The sequence below is a fragment of the Paracoccus sanguinis genome, from assembly GCF_012689545.1.
Classification (GTDB): domain Bacteria; phylum Pseudomonadota; class Alphaproteobacteria; order Rhodobacterales; family Rhodobacteraceae; genus Paracoccus; species Paracoccus panacisoli.
In genome coordinates this window covers 1,932,089-1,950,957 of record NZ_CP051542.1, presented here as the reverse complement: position 1 = coordinate 1,950,957, position 18,869 = coordinate 1,932,089, and the positions used below count along the sequence as shown (strand labels likewise).

Here is an 18,869-nt window from a genome sequence, read left to right as displayed (position 1 = left end):
TTCGTTTCGCCCACGCAGCGCCAGGTCGCCGCCTGTATCAGTGACGCGCCACAGCGCCGTTCAGAGGTGCCGCGCCTCGGGGGCGGGGTTGAACCAGTCGTCGGCGGCTCCGTTCATCGTCCGCACCGGGGCCGCGACAAGCGCCTTGACCGGCACATCGTCCAGCGCGGCGACCGAGACCATCGCCACCGCCCCGCCCAATTCGGGGATGGTGCCCGTGGTCCAGAGCCTCGTCCCGCAGCGGGCACAGAAGACATGGTGCAGGTCCATCGGCTCGGCCCCGTCCGCCGCGGGGCGCAGCGGCGTTTCGGCCAGCGCCTCGGCGCCGGACAAGACGTGCAGCCCGGCCGGGTCGGGCAGCGGCATCTCCCAATAGCGCATCTTGCGGCAGAACGAGCAGTTGCAGCGGCTCGTCCCCGCCGACAGGTCGCCCTCGGCGGTGAAGCGCACCGCGCCGCAGTAGCAACTGCCCCGATAGGTGGTCACGAGGCGGCCTCGGGCGTGTGGCACACCGCCTCGACATTGTTGCCGTCGGGGTCGAGCACAAAGGCGCCGTAGTAGTTCGGGTGATACTCGGGCCGCAGCCCCGGCGCGCCGTTGTCGGTACCCCCGGCGGCCAGCGCGGCGGCGTGGAAGGCATCCACCGTGGCGCGGTCCCGGGCCGCGAAGGCGACGTGGACGCCGGTGGTCGCCGGCTTCCCCGACGAGATCCAGAAATCGGGCGACTCGGGCGTCCCGAAGCCCAGATGGGCGCCGTGGCCGCCGGTCATCGCGTCGGTGACCTCCATCTGCACGGCCGCCCCCAGGGGCGCGAGCGCAGCCTCATAGAACGCCCGGGACCGGGCGAGGTCGGCGACGGGCAGTCCGAGATGGTCGATCATGCTCTGTCCTTTCGTGAGCGGGTCCGACCCCAGACTAGCCCCGCCCTGCTGCCAGATCGTGACAGCAGGCCGTCAGGCGGCCCCGATCCGCGCCAGCGCGTCGACGTCACCCTGCGCCAGCGCGTCGGTGGCGGCCGCGATCCGCTCGACCGGCCAGTCCCACCAGCGCAGCGCCATCAGCCGGGCTACGTCGGCCGGCGCAAACCGCATCCGCAGCACCCGCGCCGGATTGCCCGCGACCACCGCATAGTTCGGCACAGTGCCACCCACGACGGCGCCCGCGCCGACGATCACCCCACTGCCGATCCGGGCGCCGGGCAGGATCACCGCCCCGTCGCCCAACCACACGTCGTGGCCGATCACCGTGTCCGGCAGGCCAGTGATCTGCTCGATATACGCCCCGACCCGCGCAGGGTCGAAGATGGCGAACGGATAGGTCGAGATCCCCGCCATCGGGTGATTGGCGCTGGCCGTGATGATCCGCACCCGGTCGGCGATCTGGCAGAACCGCCCGATCCGCAGCCGCTCCGGCGCGCCGGGATAGGTATAGGGCGCCAGCCGCGCCGCCCAGTCCGCGGGCGGGTCGAAGCTGCTGGCATAGGTGAAGTCGCCCACCTCGATGTTCGGATGGTCGATGGCGCGGGCAAGTTGGACGAGCCCCCGGTTCTCCCGCCCGTCCGCGAACCGCATCGGGTAGAGCGCGGCGGCGTCAAGGAACCCGGCCGGCCGCACGACGCTCAGCCCTCGGCCAGCTGCCGGGCGATGGCGGCCATCTCGGCGTCGGGCAGGCGCGGCGGGACCGCGTAGCTGCCCGGCCCGTCGGCGAGATAGGCCGCCGAGGTCACGTCATGGACGTCGTGCATCGGCACCACGTGGGCATGGGCGTGCGGGACGTGGACGCCGGTGAAGAACAGCGCCACCCGCTCGACCGCGTAGAGCCGCTTCTGCCGCCGCGCGATCTCTTGCGCCACGGTCAGCACCTTGGCGGCCAGCGGCGCGGGCACGTCCTCGAACCAGACGTGGTGGGCGCGCGGGATCACCAGAGTATGGCCGGGGCGGATCGGATGCAGGTCGAGGAACGCCAGCGTGTCCGCGTCCTCGTGGACGACGTGGGCGGGCAACTCGCCCGCAGCGATGCGGCAGAACAGGCAGTCGGTCATGGCGGTCCTCCTGCGGGGGAGGATGCGGGTCGGGGGAATGGGTGGCAAGGGGCCAGCCCATGCGGGTCGGAGCCAGCCAAGGTGTGTGTCGCCGCACCGTTATCCCACGATCAGCGGCGTCCGAACCTCGCTGTAGTGGGTGCCGGACAGCTTCCGGGCCGCGCGCACGGCCCGATAGACGAACCCCTCAGCCTCCGCGTCGATGAGCCGATGCGGATGGGCGTCGCGCAGCGGTGCGATGGCGAGCGTATACGCGATGGGACCGGCGAGTCGCAGGACGGCCCGCTGCCCCCCGCCGTGCCGCTCGAGGACATAGCTGTCGATGTTGCGCAGCACCGCGTTGACGACGGCTTCGAGGAAAGGATGCCCCGCCGCCGCGATGACATGCCATTGTTGGAGCTCGCCGCCCGGAAGATGGGCCAGTGCGTCATGACGGCCAAACCTTGCCAGCCGGCCTGTCCAGTGCGACAGAAGGTAGCCTGCGTCGTGCGGAACGACCTCGGACAGGGGTCTGCGGCAATCGGACTTCATGTCCAAATACACACCCCCCAACCGGTAGAGGCACAGATAGCGGAAGAAATCCGCCCGCGCGGCGCCATAGGCGGGGCTGATCCGCTCATATTGCCGCAGCATGTCCATGCCGTAGGCGTCGCGGATGAGATCGGTGGCGGTGTCGTCGCGCCACAGCGTGTGGACATGGTCGGGGTTCCGCGCCGCCAGCGACTGCGCCATGGCGCTGAGTTGGGCAGGAACCTCGGGCCCGAGGTACACTTGGTGGATAAGGCGGGGGATCTCCGCCGACGGGGCCCAGCGGGGCGTCGTCAGCGGCCGCGGCCGGGCGAGCAATTCGGCGGCTGCAGCGGGGCGATAGAGCTCCCACGCCCGGGCGCGGCCGCGCGAGACCGACACCGCGCCATGTGGCTCGGCTGTCGCAAACAGACCCTCGGGCGCGCGCAATGCGATGCGGCCTTCCGTGCGCGCCGCCACCTCGAGGTCCAGGTGCACCGGACTGTCGCCGGTCGCGTCGGGGGGCCATGCGACCAGACCGCCCTCGCGAAGCGAAAAGATCGCAGGTGCGGCCTCGTCTGGCGGGGCATGGGTCAGCAGGCCCTGCGGGGTGACCGAGAGTAGCGTGCGCCAGTGGGTCTCGAGTGTGAACAGGGACGGCAGCATGGTCTCGGTCGACTTGTCCGGCGCGATCGCCGCGCAACCCGTCCCTAGCGGCAGCGGGCGGCCCGCTTCAACCGGAAACCCTTCGGCCCCCCAGCGCCCTGCAACGAAAAACCCGCCCCCTTTCGGGAGCGGGCTCTCGTCTGGTTGGCTCGGCGTAGGGTGCGTGCTTGCACGCACCCCGACCCGCGACCCTTACGCGAGGATCTTCGAGACCACGCCGGCGCCGACGGTGCGGCCGCCTTCGCGGATGGCAAAGCGCAGCTTTTCTTCCATCGCGATCGGCGCGATCAGCTCGACCTCGAACTTCAGGTTGTCGCCCGGCATCACCATCTCGGTGCCTTCCGGCAGCTTGACGGTCCCGGTCACGTCCGTGGTCCGGAAGTAGAACTGCGGGCGGTAGTTCGCGAAGAACGGCGTGTGACGGCCGCCTTCTTCCTTGGTCAGGATGTAGGCCTCGGCCTCGAACTTGGTGTGCGGCTTCACCGAGCCGGGCTTGCAGAGCACCTGGCCCCGCTCGACGCCGTCACGGTCCACGCCGCGCAGCAGCGCGCCGATGTTGTCGCCCGCCTCGCCGCGGTCCAGCAGCTTGCGGAACATCTCGACGCCCGTGCAGGTCGTCTTCTTGGTCGGGCGGATGCCGACGATCTCAAGCTCGTCGCCCACGTTCACCGCGCCACGCTCGACCCGGCCGGTCACGACCGTGCCGCGGCCCGAGATCGAGAACACGTCCTCGATCGGCATCAGGAACGGCTGGTCCACGGCGCGCTCGGGCGTCGGGATGTACTCGTCCACCGCCTTGATCAGCGCCCGGATCGAGTTCTCGCCGATCTCGGGATCACGGCCTTCCAGAGCGGCCAGCGCCGAGCCCTTGATGATCGGGATGTCGTCGCCGGGATAGTCGTACGACGACAGCAGCTCGCGCACTTCCATCTCGACCAGCTCGAGCAGCTCTTCGTCGTCCACCTGGTCGACCTTGTTCAGGTACACGACCATGTACGGGATGCCGACCTGACGGCCGAGCAGGATGTGCTCGCGGGTCTGCGGCATCGGGCCGTCGGCGGCGTTCACCACCAGGATCGCGCCGTCCATCTGCGCCGCGCCGGTGATCATGTTCTTCACGTAGTCGGCGTGGCCGGGGCAGTCGACATGCGCATAGTGGCGCGCGTCCGATTCGTATTCCACGTGCGCGGTCGAGATCGTGATCCCGCGGGCCCGCTCTTCCGGCGCGCCGTCGATCTGGTCGTAGGCCTTGAACTCGCCGAAATACTTGGTGATCGCCGCCGTCAGCGTCGTCTTGCCGTGGTCAACGTGGCCGATCGTCCCGATGTTGACGTGCGGTTTCGTCCGTTCGAATTTTGCCTTTGCCATCATGGCCTCCTGGGTCGTCGGGCGGCCGGCTGGGACGCGCCTCGCGGAATGATCGCCGCGATCTATAAGCGCGGGCGGGGAAAATCAAGGCGCGGCGATGGCGATCCGCCCCGCGGAACGCGCGCGTGGCCGCGGGTGAGGGCGCTTGCGGCCACACCCGCCAGGGTAGCGCAACCGACTGGCACGGTTGCGCTTTCCCGCCGAGCGACCGGCACCCGCCGGAACTGCCGGCGGCAGGGGCGCGTTCTTGCCCTCGAAACAGGCAGGCACGGTGCCCGCCCCAAGGTTTCTTCGGAGGAATCGATGTCTCTCATGAAATCCCTCGCCCGCGTGGCCGCCGGCGTGATGCTGGCCAAGGGTGTCGGCAGCATGGTCCGGCAGAGCCAGGCCCGCGCCGGCCAGTCCGGCCCGCAGACCCGTGGCCGCCAGACCGGCGGCGGCATCCTGGGCGACCTGCTCAACACCGGGCTCGGCGGCGCGCTGGGTGACGGGATGGGCGGCGGCATGGGCGGCAGCGCCCAGCGCGGCACCACCGCCTCGGGCGGCGGGCTCGGCGACATCCTCGGGCAGGTGCTCGGGGGCGGTCAGCCGGGCACGACGGGCGGGCGCGGCCGGCCCTACGGCGGGCCGAACTCGCCGGGCGCGCAGGGCGGTCTCGGCGGACTTCTCGACCAGCTGACTCGCCAGACCGGCGCCTCGACCCGGGGCACGGCGACCCGCACCGGGACCACCGGCGGCGGCGGCGGGCTGGGCGACATTCTCGGCGGACTCGTCGGCGGGGCTGGCGCGGGTGCCGCGGCGGGCTCGCTCGGCGGGCTTCTGGGCGGGCTCCTCAACGGTCCGGCCCAGCGCGGCGCGCAGCAGCAGAACGACGCGAGCTTCGGCGAGCTGTTCAACGACGCCCTCGCCCGGCAGGACGAACCCGAGGTCACCCCGACGGCGGAACAGAACGCCATCGCCGGGCTGATGCTGCGGGCGATGATCCAGGCCGCCAAGGCCGACGGCAAGATCGACGAGGCCGAGCGTGAGCGGCTGCTGGGGCAGATGGGCGACCTCGACGACGAGGACCGGGCCTTCATCCGCGAGCAGATGGCGGCGCCGGTCGACGCGCAGGCGCTGGCGCGCGAGGTGCCCAAGGGGCTCGAGCCGCAGGTCTACATGATGTCGCTGATGGCGATCGATTTCGACAACCGGACAGAGGCCGAATACCTCAACAGCCTCGCGCAGGCGATGGGGATCGACCGGCAGGTGATCAACCAGATCCACCAGCACGTCGGCGTCCAGGACCTGTATTCCTGAGCCGGGCGGCCGGCAGGCAGAGTTGCCTGACGGGGCCGTGAACGCGGGGCGGGATTGCGGGGTTGATCGCCCCGCGCCCGCCCCGCTACGCTTCAGCAACCACCGACCACCCAACAGCAAGGACCAGCCATGCGCCTGATGTTCGTCGCCGCGGCGTTCACCGCCGCCCTGCCCGTCGCCGCCGCCTTCGCCGACGACACCCCCGAAGAGGTCGCGCTCGAGGCGCGCAAGGGCTTCTACCAGATGCTCGGCTACAACATGAACCGCCTGGCGGGCATGGCCAAGGGCGACATCCCTTATGACGAGGCCGCCGCCGTCGCCGCCGCGACCAACATCAACGCGCTGAGCCGCTACGACGTCACCGAGCACTTCATCCCCGGCACCTCGACCGCTGAACTGGGCACCGAGACCGAGGCGAAGCCCGAGGCGATCACCGACAAGGCCGGGCTGTCGGCCAAGTACGCCGACCTGCAGAAGGCCGCGGACGGCATCCCCGAGGCGGTGAAGGGCGGCCAGGCCAACGTGGGCCCGGTGGTCCAGGCGCTCGGCGCGGCCTGCAAGGGCTGCCACGACAGCTACCGCGCCAAGTAAGGCGCGCGTGATGCCCGCCGCCCCCCCGCCGCCCGGCCGCGACGCGCCCGGCGCCCTGCTGCCCGTGCGGACCCGGATCTGGGACCCGCTCTTGCGCAGCTTTCACTGGCTGCTGGCGGCGGCGGTCATCACCACCTGGCTGCTTGCCAAGGTCGGCCCGGCCAAGATGACGCTGCATTTCTGGCTGGGCTACTTCATCCTCGGGCTGCTGGCGTTCCGGCTGGTCTGGGGCTTCGTCGGCCCGCCCGAGGCGCGGTTCGCGCACTTCCTGCGCGGGCCCGGCGCCGTCACCCGCTACGCCCGGCACATGTTCTCGCGTGAGCCGAGCTACTGGCCCGGCCACAACCCGCTGGCCGCGCTGTCGGTGATCGCCATGCTGGGCCTTCTGGCCGCGCAGGCGACGAGCGGGCTCTTCATCGACGCCGACGACTACATCAACGTCGGCCCGCTGGCGAGTTCGGTGAGTTCCGCCACCCGCAAGGCGATGCTGAGCTGGCACCACCTCGGCGGGACGCTGATCCTGCTGCTCGTGCTGCTGCACGTGGGGATCATCCTCTTCTACCGCTTCTGGAAGGGCGAGGACCTCATCCGGCCGATGCTGAATGGGTGGAAAGAGGTGCGCCGCCGCGACTGAGCGCCCCCCCCCTCTCACTGCTGTCAGCCGAAGCGGTTGTCGCGCGGGAAGCCGCGCGGCGCCATCCGCCCGGCGGTGGCACGCTTGCCCAGCCACTCGGTCAGGTCCGGCTCGCTGCGCGTCCGCCCCGCCGGGTCGAGCCACGACAGCCCCACCGACAGCGTCACGCATTTCGCGTCGGCGAGCCCGCCGTCCTTGAACTTCTGCAGCCGCACGCCCTTGCCGCGCGCCATCTCGGGCAGCTCGGAGAGCGGGAAGACCAGCAGCTTGCGGTTGTCGCCGACGGTGGCGAGGTGGTCGCCCTCGACCCGCCGCACCAGCAGCGCCTCGCCGTTCAGCACCTGCTTGCCGGCCCGCGTCTGGGCCAGGATGTCGGACGCGCCGACGATGAACCCGTCCCCGGCCTTCGAGGCCACCACGAACTGCTGGTCCTCGCGCCACGGGAACAGGTCCAGCACCGCCGCGTCGTTCGGCAGGTCGATCATCAGCCTGAGCGGTTCACCCAGGCCCCGCCCGCCGGGCAGGGTGTTGGCGGGCACGGTGTAGAACCGGCCGTTGGCGCCAAAGACCATCAGCTTGTCGGTCGTTTCGGCGTGGAGCGCGAGGAACGGGCCGTCGCCGTCGCGGAACTTCACCTCGGCGTCGAGCGGCTGGTGCCCCTTCACGGCCCGGATCCAGCCCATGCGGGACAGGATCACGGTGACCGGCTCGCGCTCGATCATCGCGTCCATGTCGAGCGGCTGGACCTCTTCGCTGGCGGTGATCTCGGTCCGCCGGACGCCGGCGGGGGTGGACTTGCCGAAGAGCCCGCGCACCTCGCGCAGCTGCTCGGCGATGCGCGCCCACTGGCGGCCCTCGTCTGCGGTCAGCGCCAGCAGGCCCGCGCGTTCCTCGGCCAGCCGGTCACGCTCGGCCCGCAGCTCGATCTCTTCCAGCCGGCGCAGCGCGCGCAGGCGCATGTTCAGGATCGCCTCGACCTGCGCCTCGGTCAGCGCGAACTCGGCCATCATCACGGCCTTGGGGTCGTCCTCGTAGCGGATGATCTCGATCACCCGGTCGAGGTTCAGATAGGCCACGATATAGCCGTCCAGCACCTCGAGCCGCTGGGCGATCTTCTCCAGCCGGAACGCGGTGCGGCGCAGCAGCACCTCGCGCCGGTGGTCGAGGAAGGCGCGCAGCACCTCGGTCAGCGAGCAGACGCGGGGCACCCGCCCGTCGATCAGCACGTTCATGTTGAGCCCAAACCGCACCTCGAGGTCCGAGACGCGGAACAGCGCCGCCATGAGCTGCGCCGGGTCCACCGAGCGCGCCCGGGGTTCGAGGACGATGCGGATGTCTTCGGCCGATTCGTCGCGGATGTCGGCGAGGATCGGGATCTTCTTGGTCGTGACCAGCTCGGCCAGCCGCTCGATCAGCTTCGACTTCTGCACCTGATAGGGGATCTCGGTCACGATGATCTGCCAGGTGCCGCGGCCCAGGTCCTCGACCTGCCAGCGGGCGCGCAGGCGCAGGCTGCCGCGGCCGGTGCGATAGGCTTCGGCCAGCGTCGCCGCGTCCTCGACCAGCACCCCGCCGGTGGGGAAGTCGGGGCCGGGCATGATCGCCATCAGCGTCTCGTGCCGTGCCTCGGGCGACTTGATGAGATGCAGGCAGGCGTCGACGACTTCGTGCAGGTTGTGGGGCGGGATGTTGGTCGCCATCCCCACCGCGATGCCCGAGGCGCCGTTGCAGAGCAGGTTCGGGAACGCCGCCGGCAGCACCACCGGCTCGGTCAGCGTGCCGTCGTAGTTGGGGCGGAAATCGACCGCGTCCTCGGCCAGCCCCTCCATCAGCGTCTCGGCGGCGAGCGTCAGCCGCGCCTCGGTATAGCGGCTCGCGGCCGGCGCATCGCCGTCGATCGAGCCGAAGTTCCCCTGCCCGTCCACCAGCGGGTAGCGCATGGCGAAGGGCTGGGCGAGGCGCGCCATCGCGTCATAGATCGCGCTGTCGCCGTGCGGGTGATAGTTCCCCATCACGTCGCCCGAGATCTTCGCCGACTTGCGGAACGCCCCGGTGGGCGAGAGCCTGAGTTCGCGCATCGCATAGAGGATGCGGCGGTGGACCGGCTTCAGCCCGTCGCGGGCATCGGGCAGGGCCCGGTGCATGATCGTGGACAGCGCATAGGTCAGGTAGCGCTCGCCGATCGCGCGGCTCAACGGCTCGGACACCTCGGCCGCCGCACGCGCGGCGGCCTCGGGCCGCGCGGGGGCGGGGCCGCGGCGGCGGGGGCCGCGCGGGGCCCCTCGGCCCTCGGGCGCGGCGCGGTCGGGGTCGAGGTCGGGGCGGTCGGGATCGTCGGGGTCGGTCGTCATCCGGCCTGACTACTGGCCCCGCCCCGCCCGGTCCAGCCCCGCCCGGCCGGGCTTGGCCGCGCACCGCCGGCGGCCCGCCGCACCCCGCCGGACCACCATCTGGCAAAAACATCACATCACACGGCTGCAATATGACGTGACGACGAAATGGGGAACGACTCGCGCCGCGCAGGGGTTGGGGCCGCATCATCGACGCCCTGCACCTGACTGTTACCCCAATGTTACGCGTGATTTCTGCCTCTCTCGTCGCCGGTTTCGCCCTTCTGGGGGTGATGGGAACCGATGCGACCCCCGCCTACCGACAGGCCGGCATCATGCTGCTGCCGCAGGCGGCCGAGAGGGGGCTGACGCCGGGCGGCCGTTACGCGCTCAAGATCGACGCCGCGCTGATCGCCGACCCGCTGCCCGATTCGCACCCGCTGTCCGAACTGCCCGCCGGTACGCAGGTGATCCTGCTGGCCGCGGCCGCGCCCGACTTCGCGCTGGTGCGCGACTCGGACGGGCGCACCGGCTACGTCGCCCGCACCGCGCTCGCCGCGCGCCAGCCCTGAGCGCGGGTGCCCACGGTCCTCATCACCGGCTGCTCGTCGGGCATCGGCCTTGACGCCGCCCGCCACCTGCACGCGCACGGCTGGACCGTCCTCGCCACCTGCCGCACCGAGGCCGACCTCGCCGCCCGCCGGGCCGAGGGCCTGACCGCCCTGCCCCTCGACCTCGCCGACGAGGCCAGCGTCGCCGCCTGCGCGGCCGAGGCCATCGCCCGCGGCCCGGTCGACGCGCTCGTCAACAACGCCGCCTTCGCCCTGCCCGGCGCGGTCGAGGACCTGCCCCGCGGCGGGCTGCACGCGATCTTCGAAACCAATCTCTTCGGCACCCACGACCTCACCCGCCGCCTGATCCCGCATTTCCGCGACCGGGGCGCGGGCCGGATCGTCAACGTCAGCTCGGTGCTCGGCCTCGTCGGCATCCCGTGGCGCGGCGCCTATGTGGCCAGCAAGTTCGCGCTCGAGGGACTGACCGACGTGCTGCGCCTCGAGATGCAGGGGACGGGGATCGAGGTCGCACTGGTCGAGCCGGGGCCCATCACCAGCCGCATCCGCGCGAACTCCATCCCCCACTTCGAGCGCTGGATCGACTGGCAGGCAAGCCCGCGCTTGGCGCAGTACCAGTCCAGTCTCCTAAAGCGCCTCTATGAACCCTCGGGGCCGGACCGTTTCGAGCTGCCGCCCGCGGCCACCAGCCGCGCCATCGCCCGCGCGCTCGAGGACCGCCGCCCCCGCGCCCGCTACGGCGTCACCCGCCCGACCACGCTGGCCGCCTATGGCCGCCGGCTGCTGCCCACCGCAGCGCTGGACTGGTTCGCCCGGCGCAGCTAAGCTCGTCCATCTCGCGTGCGGCGGAGCCGGTGATGCAAGACAAACCCCTGTTCCTGATCGTCGCGGTCTCGGCGCTGGTCGTCACGGCGATCCTCGCCACCGGCATCGGCGGCTTTGCCCGCGGCGGCGAGTTCAACCGCCGCAACGGCAACCGGCTGATGCGCTGGCGGATCATCGCCCAGGCCATCGCCGTCATCATCATCATGGCCGTTGTGGCGATAAGGGGACACTGATGGTCGTTCTGAACAGGATCTACACCCGCACCGGCGATGCGGGCGACACCGCGCTGTCGGACGGCACCCGCGTGCCGAAGCACGACCCGCGGGTCGAGGCCTACGGCACCGTGGACGAGCTGAACGCCACCCTCGGCCTCGCCCGGCTTCACGCCGAGGGGCCGATGGCGGCGCAGATCGGGGTGATCCAGAACGAGCTCTTCGACCTCGGCGCCGACCTCTCGCGCCCGCGGATGGAGGCGGATGGCGAGGCCCCCTATGAGGTCCTGCGGATGATCCAGACCCAGGTGGACCGGCTCGAGGCCGAGATCGACGCGATGAACGCCGCACTCTCGCCGCTGCGCAGCTTCATCCTGCCCGGCGGCACGCCGCTCGCCACGCATCTGCACCTGAGCCGCACCGTGGCCCGGCGGGCCGAGCGGCGGGCGGTGGAGCTCGCCGCCGGGGGGGACGCCAACCCGGTCGCGGTGCGCTACCTCAACCGGCTGTCGGACTGGCTCTTCGTCGCGGGCCGGGTGGCCAACGCGAACGGGGCCGACGACGTGCTCTGGGTGCCGGGCGCCTCGCGCTAGCGCTAGCAGCCGCCGAGGCGCCCCGAGGGGCGCGCCAAGACGCGGCGTTCCGCGCCGGAATGTCGCATTTTCCCCTGTCCCTGCCGGGCGGGGGCCGTTATCCCGTCCTGCGAACGGACGTAACTGTGTGGGAGTGAGCCGATGAAGGTTCTCGTGCCGGTCAAGCGCGTGATCGACTATAACGTCAAGCCGCGTGTGAAGGCAGACGGGTCCGGGGTGGACCTGTCGAACGTCAAGATGTCGATGAACCCCTTTGACGAGATCGCCGTCGAAGAGGCGATCCGGCTGAAGGAAAAGGGCGCCGCGACCGAGATCGTGGTGGTCTCGATCGGGGTCAAGCAGGCCGCCGAGACGATCCGCACCGCGCTGGCGATGGGGGCCGACCGCGGCATCCTGATCGTCGCCGCCGACGACGTGCACCAGGACATCGAGCCGCTGGCCGTCGCCAAGCTGCTCAAGGCCGTCGTGGACGAGGAAAAGCCCGAGCTGGTCATCGCCGGCAAGCAGGCCATCGACAACGACATGAACGCGACCGGCCAGATGCTCGCCGCGCTGCTCGGCTGGGGCCAGGCGACCTTCGCCAACTCGGTCGAGATCGACGGCGGCGCCGCCAAGGTCTCGCGTGAGGTCGATGGCGGCCTGCAGACGATCAGCGTCAAGCTGCCGGCGGTCGTCACCGCCGACCTGCGCCTGAACGAGCCGCGCTACGCGTCGCTGCCCAACATCATGAAGGCGAAGAAGAAAGAGCTGACCGAAAAGACCGCCGCCGACTACGGCGTCGACACGACCCCGCGCCTGAGCGTGGTCAAGACCTCGGAGCCCGAGGGCCGCAAGGCCGGGATCAAGGTCGGCTCGGTCGATGAGCTGGTGGCGAAACTGAAAGAAGCGGGGGTGGTGTGATGGCCGTTCTTCTGGTTGCCGAACTCAACAACGGGCGTGAACTCGCGGTGGACGCCACCGCCAAGGCCCTGACCGCCGGCAAGAAGCTGGGCGACGTGACGGTGCTGGTCGCCGGCCACGACTGCCACGGCGCCGCCGACGAGGCCGCCAAGCTTGACGGCGTGTCCAAGGTCATCTGCGTCAGCTCGCCCGCCTTTGCGCATGGGCTGGCCGAGCCGGTGTCGGACCTGATCGTGAAGATGGCGGGCGATTTTAGCCACATCGTCATGCCCTCGACCGCGAGCGCCAAGAACATCGCCCCGCGGGTCGCGGCGCTGCTGGACGTGATGGTGATCTCGGACGTGATGGAGGTCGTGGACGGCGACACCTTCGCCCGCCCGATCTATGCCGGCAACGCCATCCAGACCGTGAAGTCCTCGGACAAGGTCAAGGTGCTGACCGTCCGCACCGCGTCGTTCGACGCGGCCGGCCAGGGCGGCTCGGCGACGGTCGACCACAACGAGGAAGCGGGCGAAAGCGCGCTGTCGTCGTGGGTCGAGGACAAGGTGGCGGCCTCGGACCGCCCGGAACTGACCTCGGCCAAGCGGATCGTCTCGGGCGGCCGCGCGGTCGGCTCGAAGGACGGGTTCCAGATCGTCGAAAAGCTGGCCGACAAGCTGGGCGCCGCCGTCGGCGCGTCCCGCGCGGCGGTCGATTCGGGCTATGCCCCGAACGACTGGCAGGTGGGCCAGACCGGCAAGGTCGTGGCGCCTGACCTCTACATCGCGGCCGGCATTTCGGGGGCGATCCAGCACCTCGCCGGGATGAAGGATTCCAAGGTGATCGTGGCGATCAACAAGGACGAAGAGGCGCCGATCTTCCAGGTCGCCGACTACGGCCTCGTAGGCGACATCTTCACCATCCTGCCCGAGCTGACCGAAAAGCTCTGAGGCGCCGACCCGCGCCAGTGACAGACCGCCCGGACGCCCCCGCGCCCGGGCGGTTTTGTCATTGAGGCCCGCCGCGCTTTCCGCCTATCGTCCGGCAGGATAAGGGGGAAGGGTCGCGGGACATGGCAATCCAATCGGTCGGAATCGTCGGCGCCGGGCAGATGGGCAACGGGATCGCGCATGTGTTTGCGCTGGCCGGGTATGACGTGCTCTTGAACGACGTCAGCGCCGAGGCGCTGGACAAGGCGATGGCGACCATCGACCGCAACCTCGAGCGGCAGGTCAGCCGCGGCAAGGTCTCGGCCGAGGACAAGGCCGCCACCATGGCCCGCATCCGCACCACCTCGAACGTCGAGGACATCGCCGGCACCGACCTCGTGATCGAGGCCGCGACCGAGCGCGAGGACATCAAGAACAAGATCTTCGAGGCGATCGTCCCGCATCTGGGGCCGGACACCATCCTGACCTCGAACACCTCGTCGATCTCGATCACGCGGTTGGCAAGCCGCACCGACCGGCCCGAGAAGTTCATGGGCTTCCACTTCATGAACCCCGTGCCGGTGATGCAGCTGGTCGAGCTGATCCGCGGCATCGCCACCGACGAGGCGACCTACAAGACCTTGGTCGAGGTGGTTGAGAAGCTGGGCAAGACCAGCGCCAGCGCCGAGGATTTCCCGGCCTTCATCGTCAACCGCATCCTAATGCCGATGATCAACGAGGCGGTCTATACGCTCTACGAGGGGGTCGGATCGGTCAAATCCATCGACGAGTCGATGAAGCTTGGCGCCAATCACCCGATGGGGCCGCTGGAGCTTGCGGATTTCATCGGGCTCGACACCTGCCTTGCCATCATGAACGTGCTGCACGACGGGCTGGCCGACACCAAGTATCGCCCCTGCCCGCTTCTGACGAAATACGTCGAGGCCGGGTGGCTGGGCCGCAAGTCGGGCCGCGGCTTCTACGACTACCGCGGCGAAACCCCGGTGCCGACGCGCTGAGTTGCGCTGCCGGACCGGGGGCTGTCTGCCCCCGGGCCGCTGCCGCGGCCTTCCTCACTGAAAACAGTCCACCGGACTGTTTTCCGGGCGTTCGGAAGCCGAGGATACTTGCATCCAGCCCGAGGAAGGGGGGCGCTAACCCTTGCTGCCGATCCGCGGTTCGGTGCCGGCGAGGATGCGGGTGATGTTAGCGCGGTGGCGGATGATGATCAGCACCGCCATGAAGGCGGTGGCTGCCGCCAGCCCGCGCAGCCCGAAGATCAGCGCAAAGACCGGCGCCCCGGCCGCGGCGACCAGCGCCGAGAGGGACGAGATGCGCGTGATCGCCGCCGTGGCGAGCCACAGGCCGCAGGCGATCAGCCCCACCGGCAGGAATAGCGCCAGCGTGGTGCCGAGGAAGGTGGCCACCCCCTTGCCGCCCCGGAACCCCAGCCAGGCCGGGAACAGGTGGCCGAGGAACGCCGCCGATCCCGCGACCAGCGCGGCCCACTCGCCCGCCAGCTCGCGCGCCACCAGCACCGCGATGGCGCCCTTGCCGCTGTCGAGCAGCAGCGTCGCCAGCGCCGCGCCCTTGTGGCCGGTCCTGAGCACGTTGGTGGCGCCGATGTTGCCCGAGCCGATGGCGCGCAGGTCGCCCAGGCCCAGCGCCCGGGTGATGACCAGCCCGAACGGCACCGACCCGAGCAGATAGCCGCCCAGCGCGGCCAGCAGCAGCGTGACCGCGGCGGCCGCGGGCAGGCTGGCGATCAGCACCTCATTCATCGCGGCCCCCGGCCTCGTTGGCGTCGAACACGCGGCGTCCGCCGACCCAGGTGCCGATCACTCGCCCCTCCATCCGGGCGCCGTCGAAGGGGGTGTTCTTCGACTTCGAGCGCAGCGCGAAGCGGTCGAGCACGAAGGGCGCCTCGGGGTCGAACAGCACCAGATCCGCCGGCGCGCCGACCGACAGCCGCCCGCCCGGCAGACCCAGCCGGTCGGCGGCGTTGAGGCTGAGCGCCCGCCAGAGCTGCGGCAGCGTCACCCCGCCCTGATGGTAAAGCCGCATCGCTGCCGGCAGCAGCGTCTCGAGCCCCACGGCGCCCGGCGCGGCGACCTCGAACGGCAGGCGCTTGGCCTCTTCGTCCTGCGGGGTGTGGAAGCTGCCGATCACCTCGATCCGCCCCTCGGCCACCGCCTCGACCAGCGCCATCCGGTCGTCCTCGGACCTGAGCGGCGGGGTGAGGCGGAAGAAGGTGCGATAGTCGCCGACGTCGAACTCGTTCAGCGTCAGGTGGTGGATCGAGGTCCCCGCGGTCACGTCCAGCCCCGCCGCCCGCGCCCGGTCCAGAACCGGCAGCGCCGCGGCGGTGGTGATCTGGTCGGCGTGCCAGCGCACCCCTGTCGCCTCGACCAGCGCGAGGTCGCGCTCGAGCCCCATGCGCTCGGCCAGCGGGCTGACCGCCGGGATGCCGTAGAGCGAGGCGAACTTGCCGCTCGTCGCCGCCGCCCCGCGCGAGAGGCCCGCATCCTGCGGATGGCCGACGATCAGCGCCCCCAGCCCCTTGGCGTAGCTCATGCAGCGCGACAGCAGCTTGGTGTTCTCGACCACCCGCACCCCGTCGGTGAAGGCCAGCGCGCCGGCATCGAGCAGGAACCCCATCTCGACCATCTCGCGCCCCTCGCGGGCCCGGGTCAGCGCCGCCTGGTGGCGGATGCGCACCGGCTGGTCGGCGGCGCGGCGGGTCACGAACTCCAGCGCCTCGGGCGCGTCGATGGGCGGCAGCGTGTCGGGCCGGGCGATGATCGTCGTCACGCCCCCCGCCGCCGCAGCCAGCGCCGCCGAGCGCATCGATTCGCGGTGCCGCTCGCCCGGCTCACCGATCTTGACGCCCCAGTCGACGATGCCGGGGGCCAGGCACTTGCCGCCGCCGTCGATCACCGTCGCCCCCTCGGGGGCATCGCCGTCGAGCGCAACGATGCGCCCATCCTCCACGGTGAGGCTGCCCGGCTCGGCCGACAGGGCCTGCGGGTCGATCAGCCGGGCGTTCTGGAAATGCAGGATCATGCGGACACCTCGCGGCCTTCGCGGATAGCGCGGGCGCGTTGCAGGGCGGCGGCAAACAGCCGGTGCTGTTCATCGCGCGGGATATGCCTGATCAGGGGTCGGCCGCGCCGGTCGGGTCGGTTGATCCGCAGCTGACCATACTGGATGACAGGCTCACCCGGTTCGAGCGGGACCTCGGCCGCACGGGTGCGCGCGAGGAACAGAAGCCGCCGCTGGGTCAGCGCATAGGCGACTGCGGGACCAGCCTCTCCGCCAAGCATCGCGTCCACCCCATCGGCGCTGCGATGCTGGCCGCCGAGACGCAGCGCGAGCGGAACGCCGACCACCGCGACAAACACCAACGCCGCCCACGATGCGCGCGCAAGCCGTGGGGGAAGATCAGGCTCGTTGAGCAGGGCCCAGGCTGCGGTGCCCCCGAGCGCCACAAGCAGCAGACTGGTCGCGGCTGGCCAGACCCAGGCCGGATACCCGTCCCCCGCCATCGCAGGGCGCCAGAACCACATCAGTCGCTCACCCGGCCCGAGCAGCGCGGCGGCCGCTCTGGCATCGGGCAGGTCGTCGGGCGGGGCGTCAGACATAGACCCCCTCCCCCGCCGCCCTCGCCCCACGTGCGGCGCGCAGGTTCCGTGCCAGCAGGTCCATCGCGGCCATGCGGACGGCGACGCCCATCTCGACCTGATCCTGAATGACCGAGCGGTTGATGTCGTCGGCGAGCGTGCCGTCGATCTCGACCCCCCGGTTCATCGGCCCGGGGTGCATCACGATCGCATCCGGCGCGGCCAGCGCCAGCTTCTCGGCGTCCAGCCCCCAGCGGTGGTAATACTCGCGCTCGGAGGGGATGAAGCCGCCGTCCATCCGCTCCTTCTGCAGCCGCAGCATCATCACCACGTCAGCGCCCTTGAGGCCCTCGGCCATGTCCTCGGTGATCTCGCAGCCCCAGTCGGCGGCGCCCGAAGGCATCAGCGTGGCGGGGCCGACCAGCCGCACCCGGTTCTCCATCTTGCCGAGCAGGATGAGGTTCGAGCGGGCGACCCGCGAATGGGCGATGTCGCCGCAGATCGCCACCGTCAGCCGGTGTAGCCGCCCCTTGGCGCGGCGGATCGTCAGCGCGTCGAGCAGCGCCTGCGTCGGGTGCTCGTGCCGCCCGTCGCCGGCGTTGATGACGGCGCAATTCACCTTCTCCGCCAGCAGGTTGACGGCGCCCGAATGGGGGTGGCGCACGACCAGCAGGTCGGGCTGCATGGCGTTCAGCGTCAGCGCCGTGTCGATCAGCGTCTCGCCCTTCTTCACGCTCGACTGCGCCACGGCCATGTTCATCACGTCCGCGCCCAGACGCTTGCCCGCCAGCTCGAAGCTCGACTGCGTCCGCGTCGAGTTCTCGAAGAACAGGTTGATCTGGGTCAGGCCTTCGAGCGCGTCGCCGTGCTTCACCGTGCGGCGGTTCAGCGCCACGTAGCTTTCGGCAAGGTCGAGAAGGGTGGTGATCTCGGCCGGGGCCAGCGGCTCGACGCCAAGCAGGTGGCGGGCGCGGAACGTCATGGCGGGCCTCCGGATGGGCGGGTGCGGCCTCTATCGCAAACCGGGGCCGAGGGGGCAAGCGCGCCCGCACCGCGTCGCGGGGGAGTGCGGCGCGCCGGGGCCGCCGCCGTCCGGCGGCACCCGCGTCAGGCGTGCCCGGCGGCCGCCGACAGCATCAGCGGGTCCACGCCCAGCGAGCGCAGCGCATCCTGCCACTTGCGGGCGTTGTCGGGGCCGAACACCAGCTCGTCCCCCGCCTCGGCGGTCAGCCAGCCATTGGCCAACATCTCACGCTCGAGCTGGCCCGCGTCCCACCCCGCATAGCCGAGCGACAGCACCGCGCGGTCGGGCCCGCGCCCTTGGGCGATGTCCTCGAGGATGTTGCGGGTCGTGGTCATGGCGAGGCCCGCCTCGCCGATCCGCATCATGCCCTCGTCGTCGTCCTCGGCCGCCGCGCCCTCGGGCAGGCGGTGCAGCACGAAGCCGCGCCCCGGCTCGACCGGGCCGCCGAAATGCACCGGCACGGCGGGCGGGGTGCGGTCGGGCGCGATCCCGAGCTGGTCGAGAAGCTCGGCGAACGCCACCCCGGGCAGCGGCTTGTTCAGCACGATCCCCATCGCACCCTCGTCGCCGTGGGCGCAGATCAGCACCACCGACTGGGCAAAGCGCGGATCGGCCATGCCGGGCATGGCGATCAGCACCTTGCCGGTGAGGTTGTCCGGGGCGGTGGCGAAGGCGTCGTTCATGGGCGGTGTCCTTTCCGCCCCTACATCGGCATCCGCCCCGCCGATGACAAGGTTGCCGCGGCGCGGACACGGCGCGGACACGGCGCGGACACGGCG

General features: G+C 70.8%; 22 protein-coding genes. 10 read left to right on the top strand and 12 right to left on the bottom strand.

The genetic code is table 11. The features are described 5' to 3' along the window. Positions 1 to 60: 60 nt before the first annotated feature. From HGN31_RS09315 to tuf, 6 genes are all read right to left on the bottom strand, one after another. The gene (locus tag HGN31_RS09315; protein ID WP_168783019.1) at positions 61 to 486 is read right to left on the bottom strand and encodes a GFA family protein; all 426 of its coding nucleotides are present in this window, start codon (positions 484 to 486) and stop codon (positions 61 to 63) included. Beyond that, positions 483 to 881, bottom strand: a complete 399-nt coding sequence (locus HGN31_RS09310; protein ID WP_168783018.1) for a VOC family protein — start codon at positions 879 to 881, stop codon at positions 483 to 485. The genes HGN31_RS09315 and HGN31_RS09310 overlap by 4 nt, the downstream gene beginning before the upstream one ends. Before the next feature lie 72 nt (positions 882 to 953). Then, positions 954 to 1,571 carry a CatB-related O-acetyltransferase gene (locus tag HGN31_RS09305; RefSeq protein WP_168783889.1) on the bottom strand — a complete coding sequence of 206 codons (618 nt, stop codon included), beginning with the start codon at positions 1,569 to 1,571 and terminating at the stop codon, positions 954 to 956. Positions 1,572 to 1,618: 47 nt separating this feature from the next. Then, a complete protein-coding gene (locus HGN31_RS09300) occupies positions 1,619 to 2,041 on the bottom strand; it encodes an HIT family protein (RefSeq protein WP_168783017.1) in 423 nt (140 codons plus the stop codon). 99 nt (positions 2,042 to 2,140) lie between these two features. Continuing rightward, entirely contained in the window at positions 2,141 to 3,214 is a 1,074-nt protein-coding gene (locus HGN31_RS09295) for a glycosyltransferase family 32 protein (RefSeq protein ID WP_168783016.1), read from the bottom strand. 192 nt (positions 3,215 to 3,406) lie between these two features. After that, positions 3,407 to 4,582, bottom strand: a complete 1,176-nt coding sequence (tuf, locus tag HGN31_RS09290; RefSeq protein ID WP_036703025.1) for an elongation factor Tu — start codon at positions 4,580 to 4,582, stop codon at positions 3,407 to 3,409. A gap of 312 nt (positions 4,583 to 4,894) precedes the next feature. Between tuf and HGN31_RS09285 the strand changes: the two genes are divergently transcribed. The 3 genes from HGN31_RS09285 to HGN31_RS09275 all read left to right on the top strand — a co-directional run bounded on the left by HGN31_RS09285 (position 4,895) and on the right by HGN31_RS09275 (position 7,106). Then, the gene (locus tag HGN31_RS09285) at positions 4,895 to 5,881 is read left to right on the top strand and encodes a DUF533 domain-containing protein (RefSeq protein ID WP_244960956.1); all 987 of its coding nucleotides are present in this window, start codon (positions 4,895 to 4,897) and stop codon (positions 5,879 to 5,881) included. Between the two features lie 129 nt (positions 5,882 to 6,010). Next, positions 6,011 to 6,472, top strand: a complete 462-nt coding sequence (locus HGN31_RS09280; RefSeq protein WP_036705484.1) for a c-type cytochrome — start codon at positions 6,011 to 6,013, stop codon at positions 6,470 to 6,472. Positions 6,473 to 6,482: 10 nt separating this feature from the next. Beyond that, positions 6,483 to 7,106 carry a cytochrome b/b6 domain-containing protein gene (locus tag HGN31_RS09275; protein ID WP_168783014.1) on the top strand — a complete coding sequence of 208 codons (624 nt, stop codon included), beginning with the start codon at positions 6,483 to 6,485 and terminating at the stop codon, positions 7,104 to 7,106. 23 nt (positions 7,107 to 7,129) lie between these two features. On the opposite strand, the gene parC is transcribed toward HGN31_RS09275, so the two are convergent. After that, the gene (parC, locus tag HGN31_RS09270; protein ID WP_168783013.1) at positions 7,130 to 9,457 is read right to left on the bottom strand and encodes a DNA topoisomerase IV subunit A; all 2,328 of its coding nucleotides are present in this window, start codon (positions 9,455 to 9,457) and stop codon (positions 7,130 to 7,132) included. Between the two features lie 227 nt (positions 9,458 to 9,684). On the opposite strand from parC, the gene HGN31_RS09265 reads away from it, so the two are divergent. From HGN31_RS09265 to HGN31_RS09235, 7 genes are all read left to right on the top strand, one after another. After that, on the top strand, positions 9,685 to 10,008 hold the full coding sequence (locus HGN31_RS09265; RefSeq protein ID WP_139305918.1) for an SH3 domain-containing protein: 324 nt from the start codon (positions 9,685 to 9,687) through the stop codon (positions 10,006 to 10,008). A 6-nt stretch (positions 10,009 to 10,014) separates the two neighbouring features. After that, positions 10,015 to 10,833 carry an SDR family NAD(P)-dependent oxidoreductase gene (locus HGN31_RS09260; RefSeq protein ID WP_168783012.1) on the top strand — a complete coding sequence of 273 codons (819 nt, stop codon included), beginning with the start codon at positions 10,015 to 10,017 and terminating at the stop codon, positions 10,831 to 10,833. 32 nt (positions 10,834 to 10,865) lie between these two features. After that, the gene (locus HGN31_RS09255) at positions 10,866 to 11,066 is read left to right on the top strand and encodes a twin transmembrane helix small protein (protein ID WP_168783011.1); all 201 of its coding nucleotides are present in this window, start codon (positions 10,866 to 10,868) and stop codon (positions 11,064 to 11,066) included. Beyond that, positions 11,066 to 11,638 carry a cob(I)yrinic acid a,c-diamide adenosyltransferase gene (locus HGN31_RS09250; protein ID WP_036709804.1) on the top strand — a complete coding sequence of 191 codons (573 nt, stop codon included), beginning with the start codon at positions 11,066 to 11,068 and terminating at the stop codon, positions 11,636 to 11,638. The genes HGN31_RS09255 and HGN31_RS09250 overlap by 1 nt, the downstream gene beginning before the upstream one ends. 141 nt (positions 11,639 to 11,779) lie before the next feature. After that, positions 11,780 to 12,538, top strand: a complete 759-nt coding sequence (locus HGN31_RS09245) for an electron transfer flavoprotein subunit beta/FixA family protein (RefSeq protein WP_036702474.1) — start codon at positions 11,780 to 11,782, stop codon at positions 12,536 to 12,538. Next, a complete protein-coding gene (locus HGN31_RS09240; protein ID WP_036733835.1) occupies positions 12,538 to 13,467 on the top strand; it encodes an electron transfer flavoprotein subunit alpha/FixB family protein in 930 nt (309 codons plus the stop codon). The genes HGN31_RS09245 and HGN31_RS09240 overlap by 1 nt, the downstream gene beginning before the upstream one ends. 122 nt (positions 13,468 to 13,589) lie before the next feature. Further along, positions 13,590 to 14,465 (top strand): 3-hydroxybutyryl-CoA dehydrogenase, encoded by an 876-nt coding sequence (locus HGN31_RS09235; RefSeq protein ID WP_036702479.1) that lies wholly within the window; start codon positions 13,590 to 13,592, stop codon positions 14,463 to 14,465. Positions 14,466 to 14,600: 135 nt separating this feature from the next. Here HGN31_RS09235 and plsY read toward each other — a convergent pair whose 3' ends face one another. The 5 genes from plsY to HGN31_RS09210 all read right to left on the bottom strand — a co-directional run bounded on the left by plsY (position 14,601) and on the right by HGN31_RS09210 (position 18,773). Beyond that, on the bottom strand, positions 14,601 to 15,227 hold the full coding sequence (gene plsY / locus HGN31_RS09230; RefSeq protein ID WP_168783010.1) for a glycerol-3-phosphate 1-O-acyltransferase PlsY: 627 nt from the start codon (positions 15,225 to 15,227) through the stop codon (positions 14,601 to 14,603). Beyond that, the gene (gene pyrC / locus HGN31_RS09225; protein WP_168783009.1) at positions 15,220 to 16,509 is read right to left on the bottom strand and encodes a dihydroorotase; all 1,290 of its coding nucleotides are present in this window, start codon (positions 16,507 to 16,509) and stop codon (positions 15,220 to 15,222) included. The genes plsY and pyrC overlap by 8 nt, the downstream gene beginning before the upstream one ends. After that, complete coding sequence (locus tag HGN31_RS09220) at positions 16,506 to 17,087, bottom strand: hypothetical protein (protein WP_168783008.1); 582 nt, start codon at positions 17,085 to 17,087, stop codon at positions 16,506 to 16,508. Before HGN31_RS09220 ends, pyrC begins: the two co-directional genes overlap by 4 nt. Further along, positions 17,080 to 18,048, bottom strand: coding sequence for an aspartate carbamoyltransferase catalytic subunit (locus tag HGN31_RS09215; RefSeq protein WP_036702488.1), 969 nt, complete (start codon positions 18,046 to 18,048; stop codon positions 17,080 to 17,082). The genes HGN31_RS09220 and HGN31_RS09215 overlap by 8 nt, the downstream gene beginning before the upstream one ends. A gap of 125 nt (positions 18,049 to 18,173) precedes the next feature. Further along, a complete protein-coding gene (locus tag HGN31_RS09210) occupies positions 18,174 to 18,773 on the bottom strand; it encodes a YqgE/AlgH family protein (RefSeq protein WP_036709795.1) in 600 nt (199 codons plus the stop codon). Positions 18,774 to 18,869: the final 96 nt, after the last annotated feature.

Bases quoted from the DNA above. Each gene is read 5' to 3' on its own strand.
- HGN31_RS09310 (WP_168783018.1), bottom strand. From the start codon at position 881: ATGATCGACCATCTCGGACTGCCCGTCGCCGACCTCGCCCGGTCCCGG.
- HGN31_RS09305 (WP_168783889.1), bottom strand. From the start codon at position 1,571: ATGCGGTTCGCGGACGGGCGGGAGAACCGGGGGCTCGTCCAACTTGCC.
- HGN31_RS09300 (WP_168783017.1), bottom strand. From the start codon at position 2,041: ATGACCGACTGCCTGTTCTGCCGCATCGCTGCGGGCGAGTTGCCCGCC.
- HGN31_RS09295 (WP_168783016.1), bottom strand. From the start codon at position 3,214: ATGCTGCCGTCCCTGTTCACACTCGAGACCCACTGGCGCACGCTACTC.
- tuf (WP_036703025.1), bottom strand. From the start codon at position 4,582: ATGGCAAAGGCAAAATTCGAACGGACGAAACCGCACGTCAACATCGGG.
- HGN31_RS09285 (WP_244960956.1), top strand. From the start codon at position 4,895: ATGAAATCCCTCGCCCGCGTGGCCGCCGGCGTGATGCTGGCCAAGGGT.
- HGN31_RS09280 (WP_036705484.1), top strand. From the start codon at position 6,011: ATGCGCCTGATGTTCGTCGCCGCGGCGTTCACCGCCGCCCTGCCCGTC.
- HGN31_RS09275 (WP_168783014.1), top strand. From the start codon at position 6,483: ATGCCCGCCGCCCCCCCGCCGCCCGGCCGCGACGCGCCCGGCGCCCTG.
- parC (WP_168783013.1), bottom strand. From the start codon at position 9,457: ATGACGACCGACCCCGACGATCCCGACCGCCCCGACCTCGACCCCGAC.
- HGN31_RS09255 (WP_168783011.1), top strand. From the start codon at position 10,866: ATGCAAGACAAACCCCTGTTCCTGATCGTCGCGGTCTCGGCGCTGGTC.
- HGN31_RS09250 (WP_036709804.1), top strand. From the start codon at position 11,066: ATGGTCGTTCTGAACAGGATCTACACCCGCACCGGCGATGCGGGCGAC.
- HGN31_RS09245 (WP_036702474.1), top strand. From the start codon at position 11,780: ATGAAGGTTCTCGTGCCGGTCAAGCGCGTGATCGACTATAACGTCAAG.
- HGN31_RS09240 (WP_036733835.1), top strand. From the start codon at position 12,538: ATGGCCGTTCTTCTGGTTGCCGAACTCAACAACGGGCGTGAACTCGCG.
- HGN31_RS09235 (WP_036702479.1), top strand. From the start codon at position 13,590: ATGGCAATCCAATCGGTCGGAATCGTCGGCGCCGGGCAGATGGGCAAC.
- plsY (WP_168783010.1), bottom strand. From the start codon at position 15,227: ATGAATGAGGTGCTGATCGCCAGCCTGCCCGCGGCCGCCGCGGTCACG.
- pyrC (WP_168783009.1), bottom strand. From the start codon at position 16,509: ATGATCCTGCATTTCCAGAACGCCCGGCTGATCGACCCGCAGGCCCTG.
- HGN31_RS09220 (WP_168783008.1), bottom strand. From the start codon at position 17,087: ATGTCTGACGCCCCGCCCGACGACCTGCCCGATGCCAGAGCGGCCGCC.
- HGN31_RS09215 (WP_036702488.1), bottom strand. From the start codon at position 18,048: ATGACGTTCCGCGCCCGCCACCTGCTTGGCGTCGAGCCGCTGGCCCCG.
- HGN31_RS09210 (WP_036709795.1), bottom strand. From the start codon at position 18,773: ATGAACGACGCCTTCGCCACCGCCCCGGACAACCTCACCGGCAAGGTG.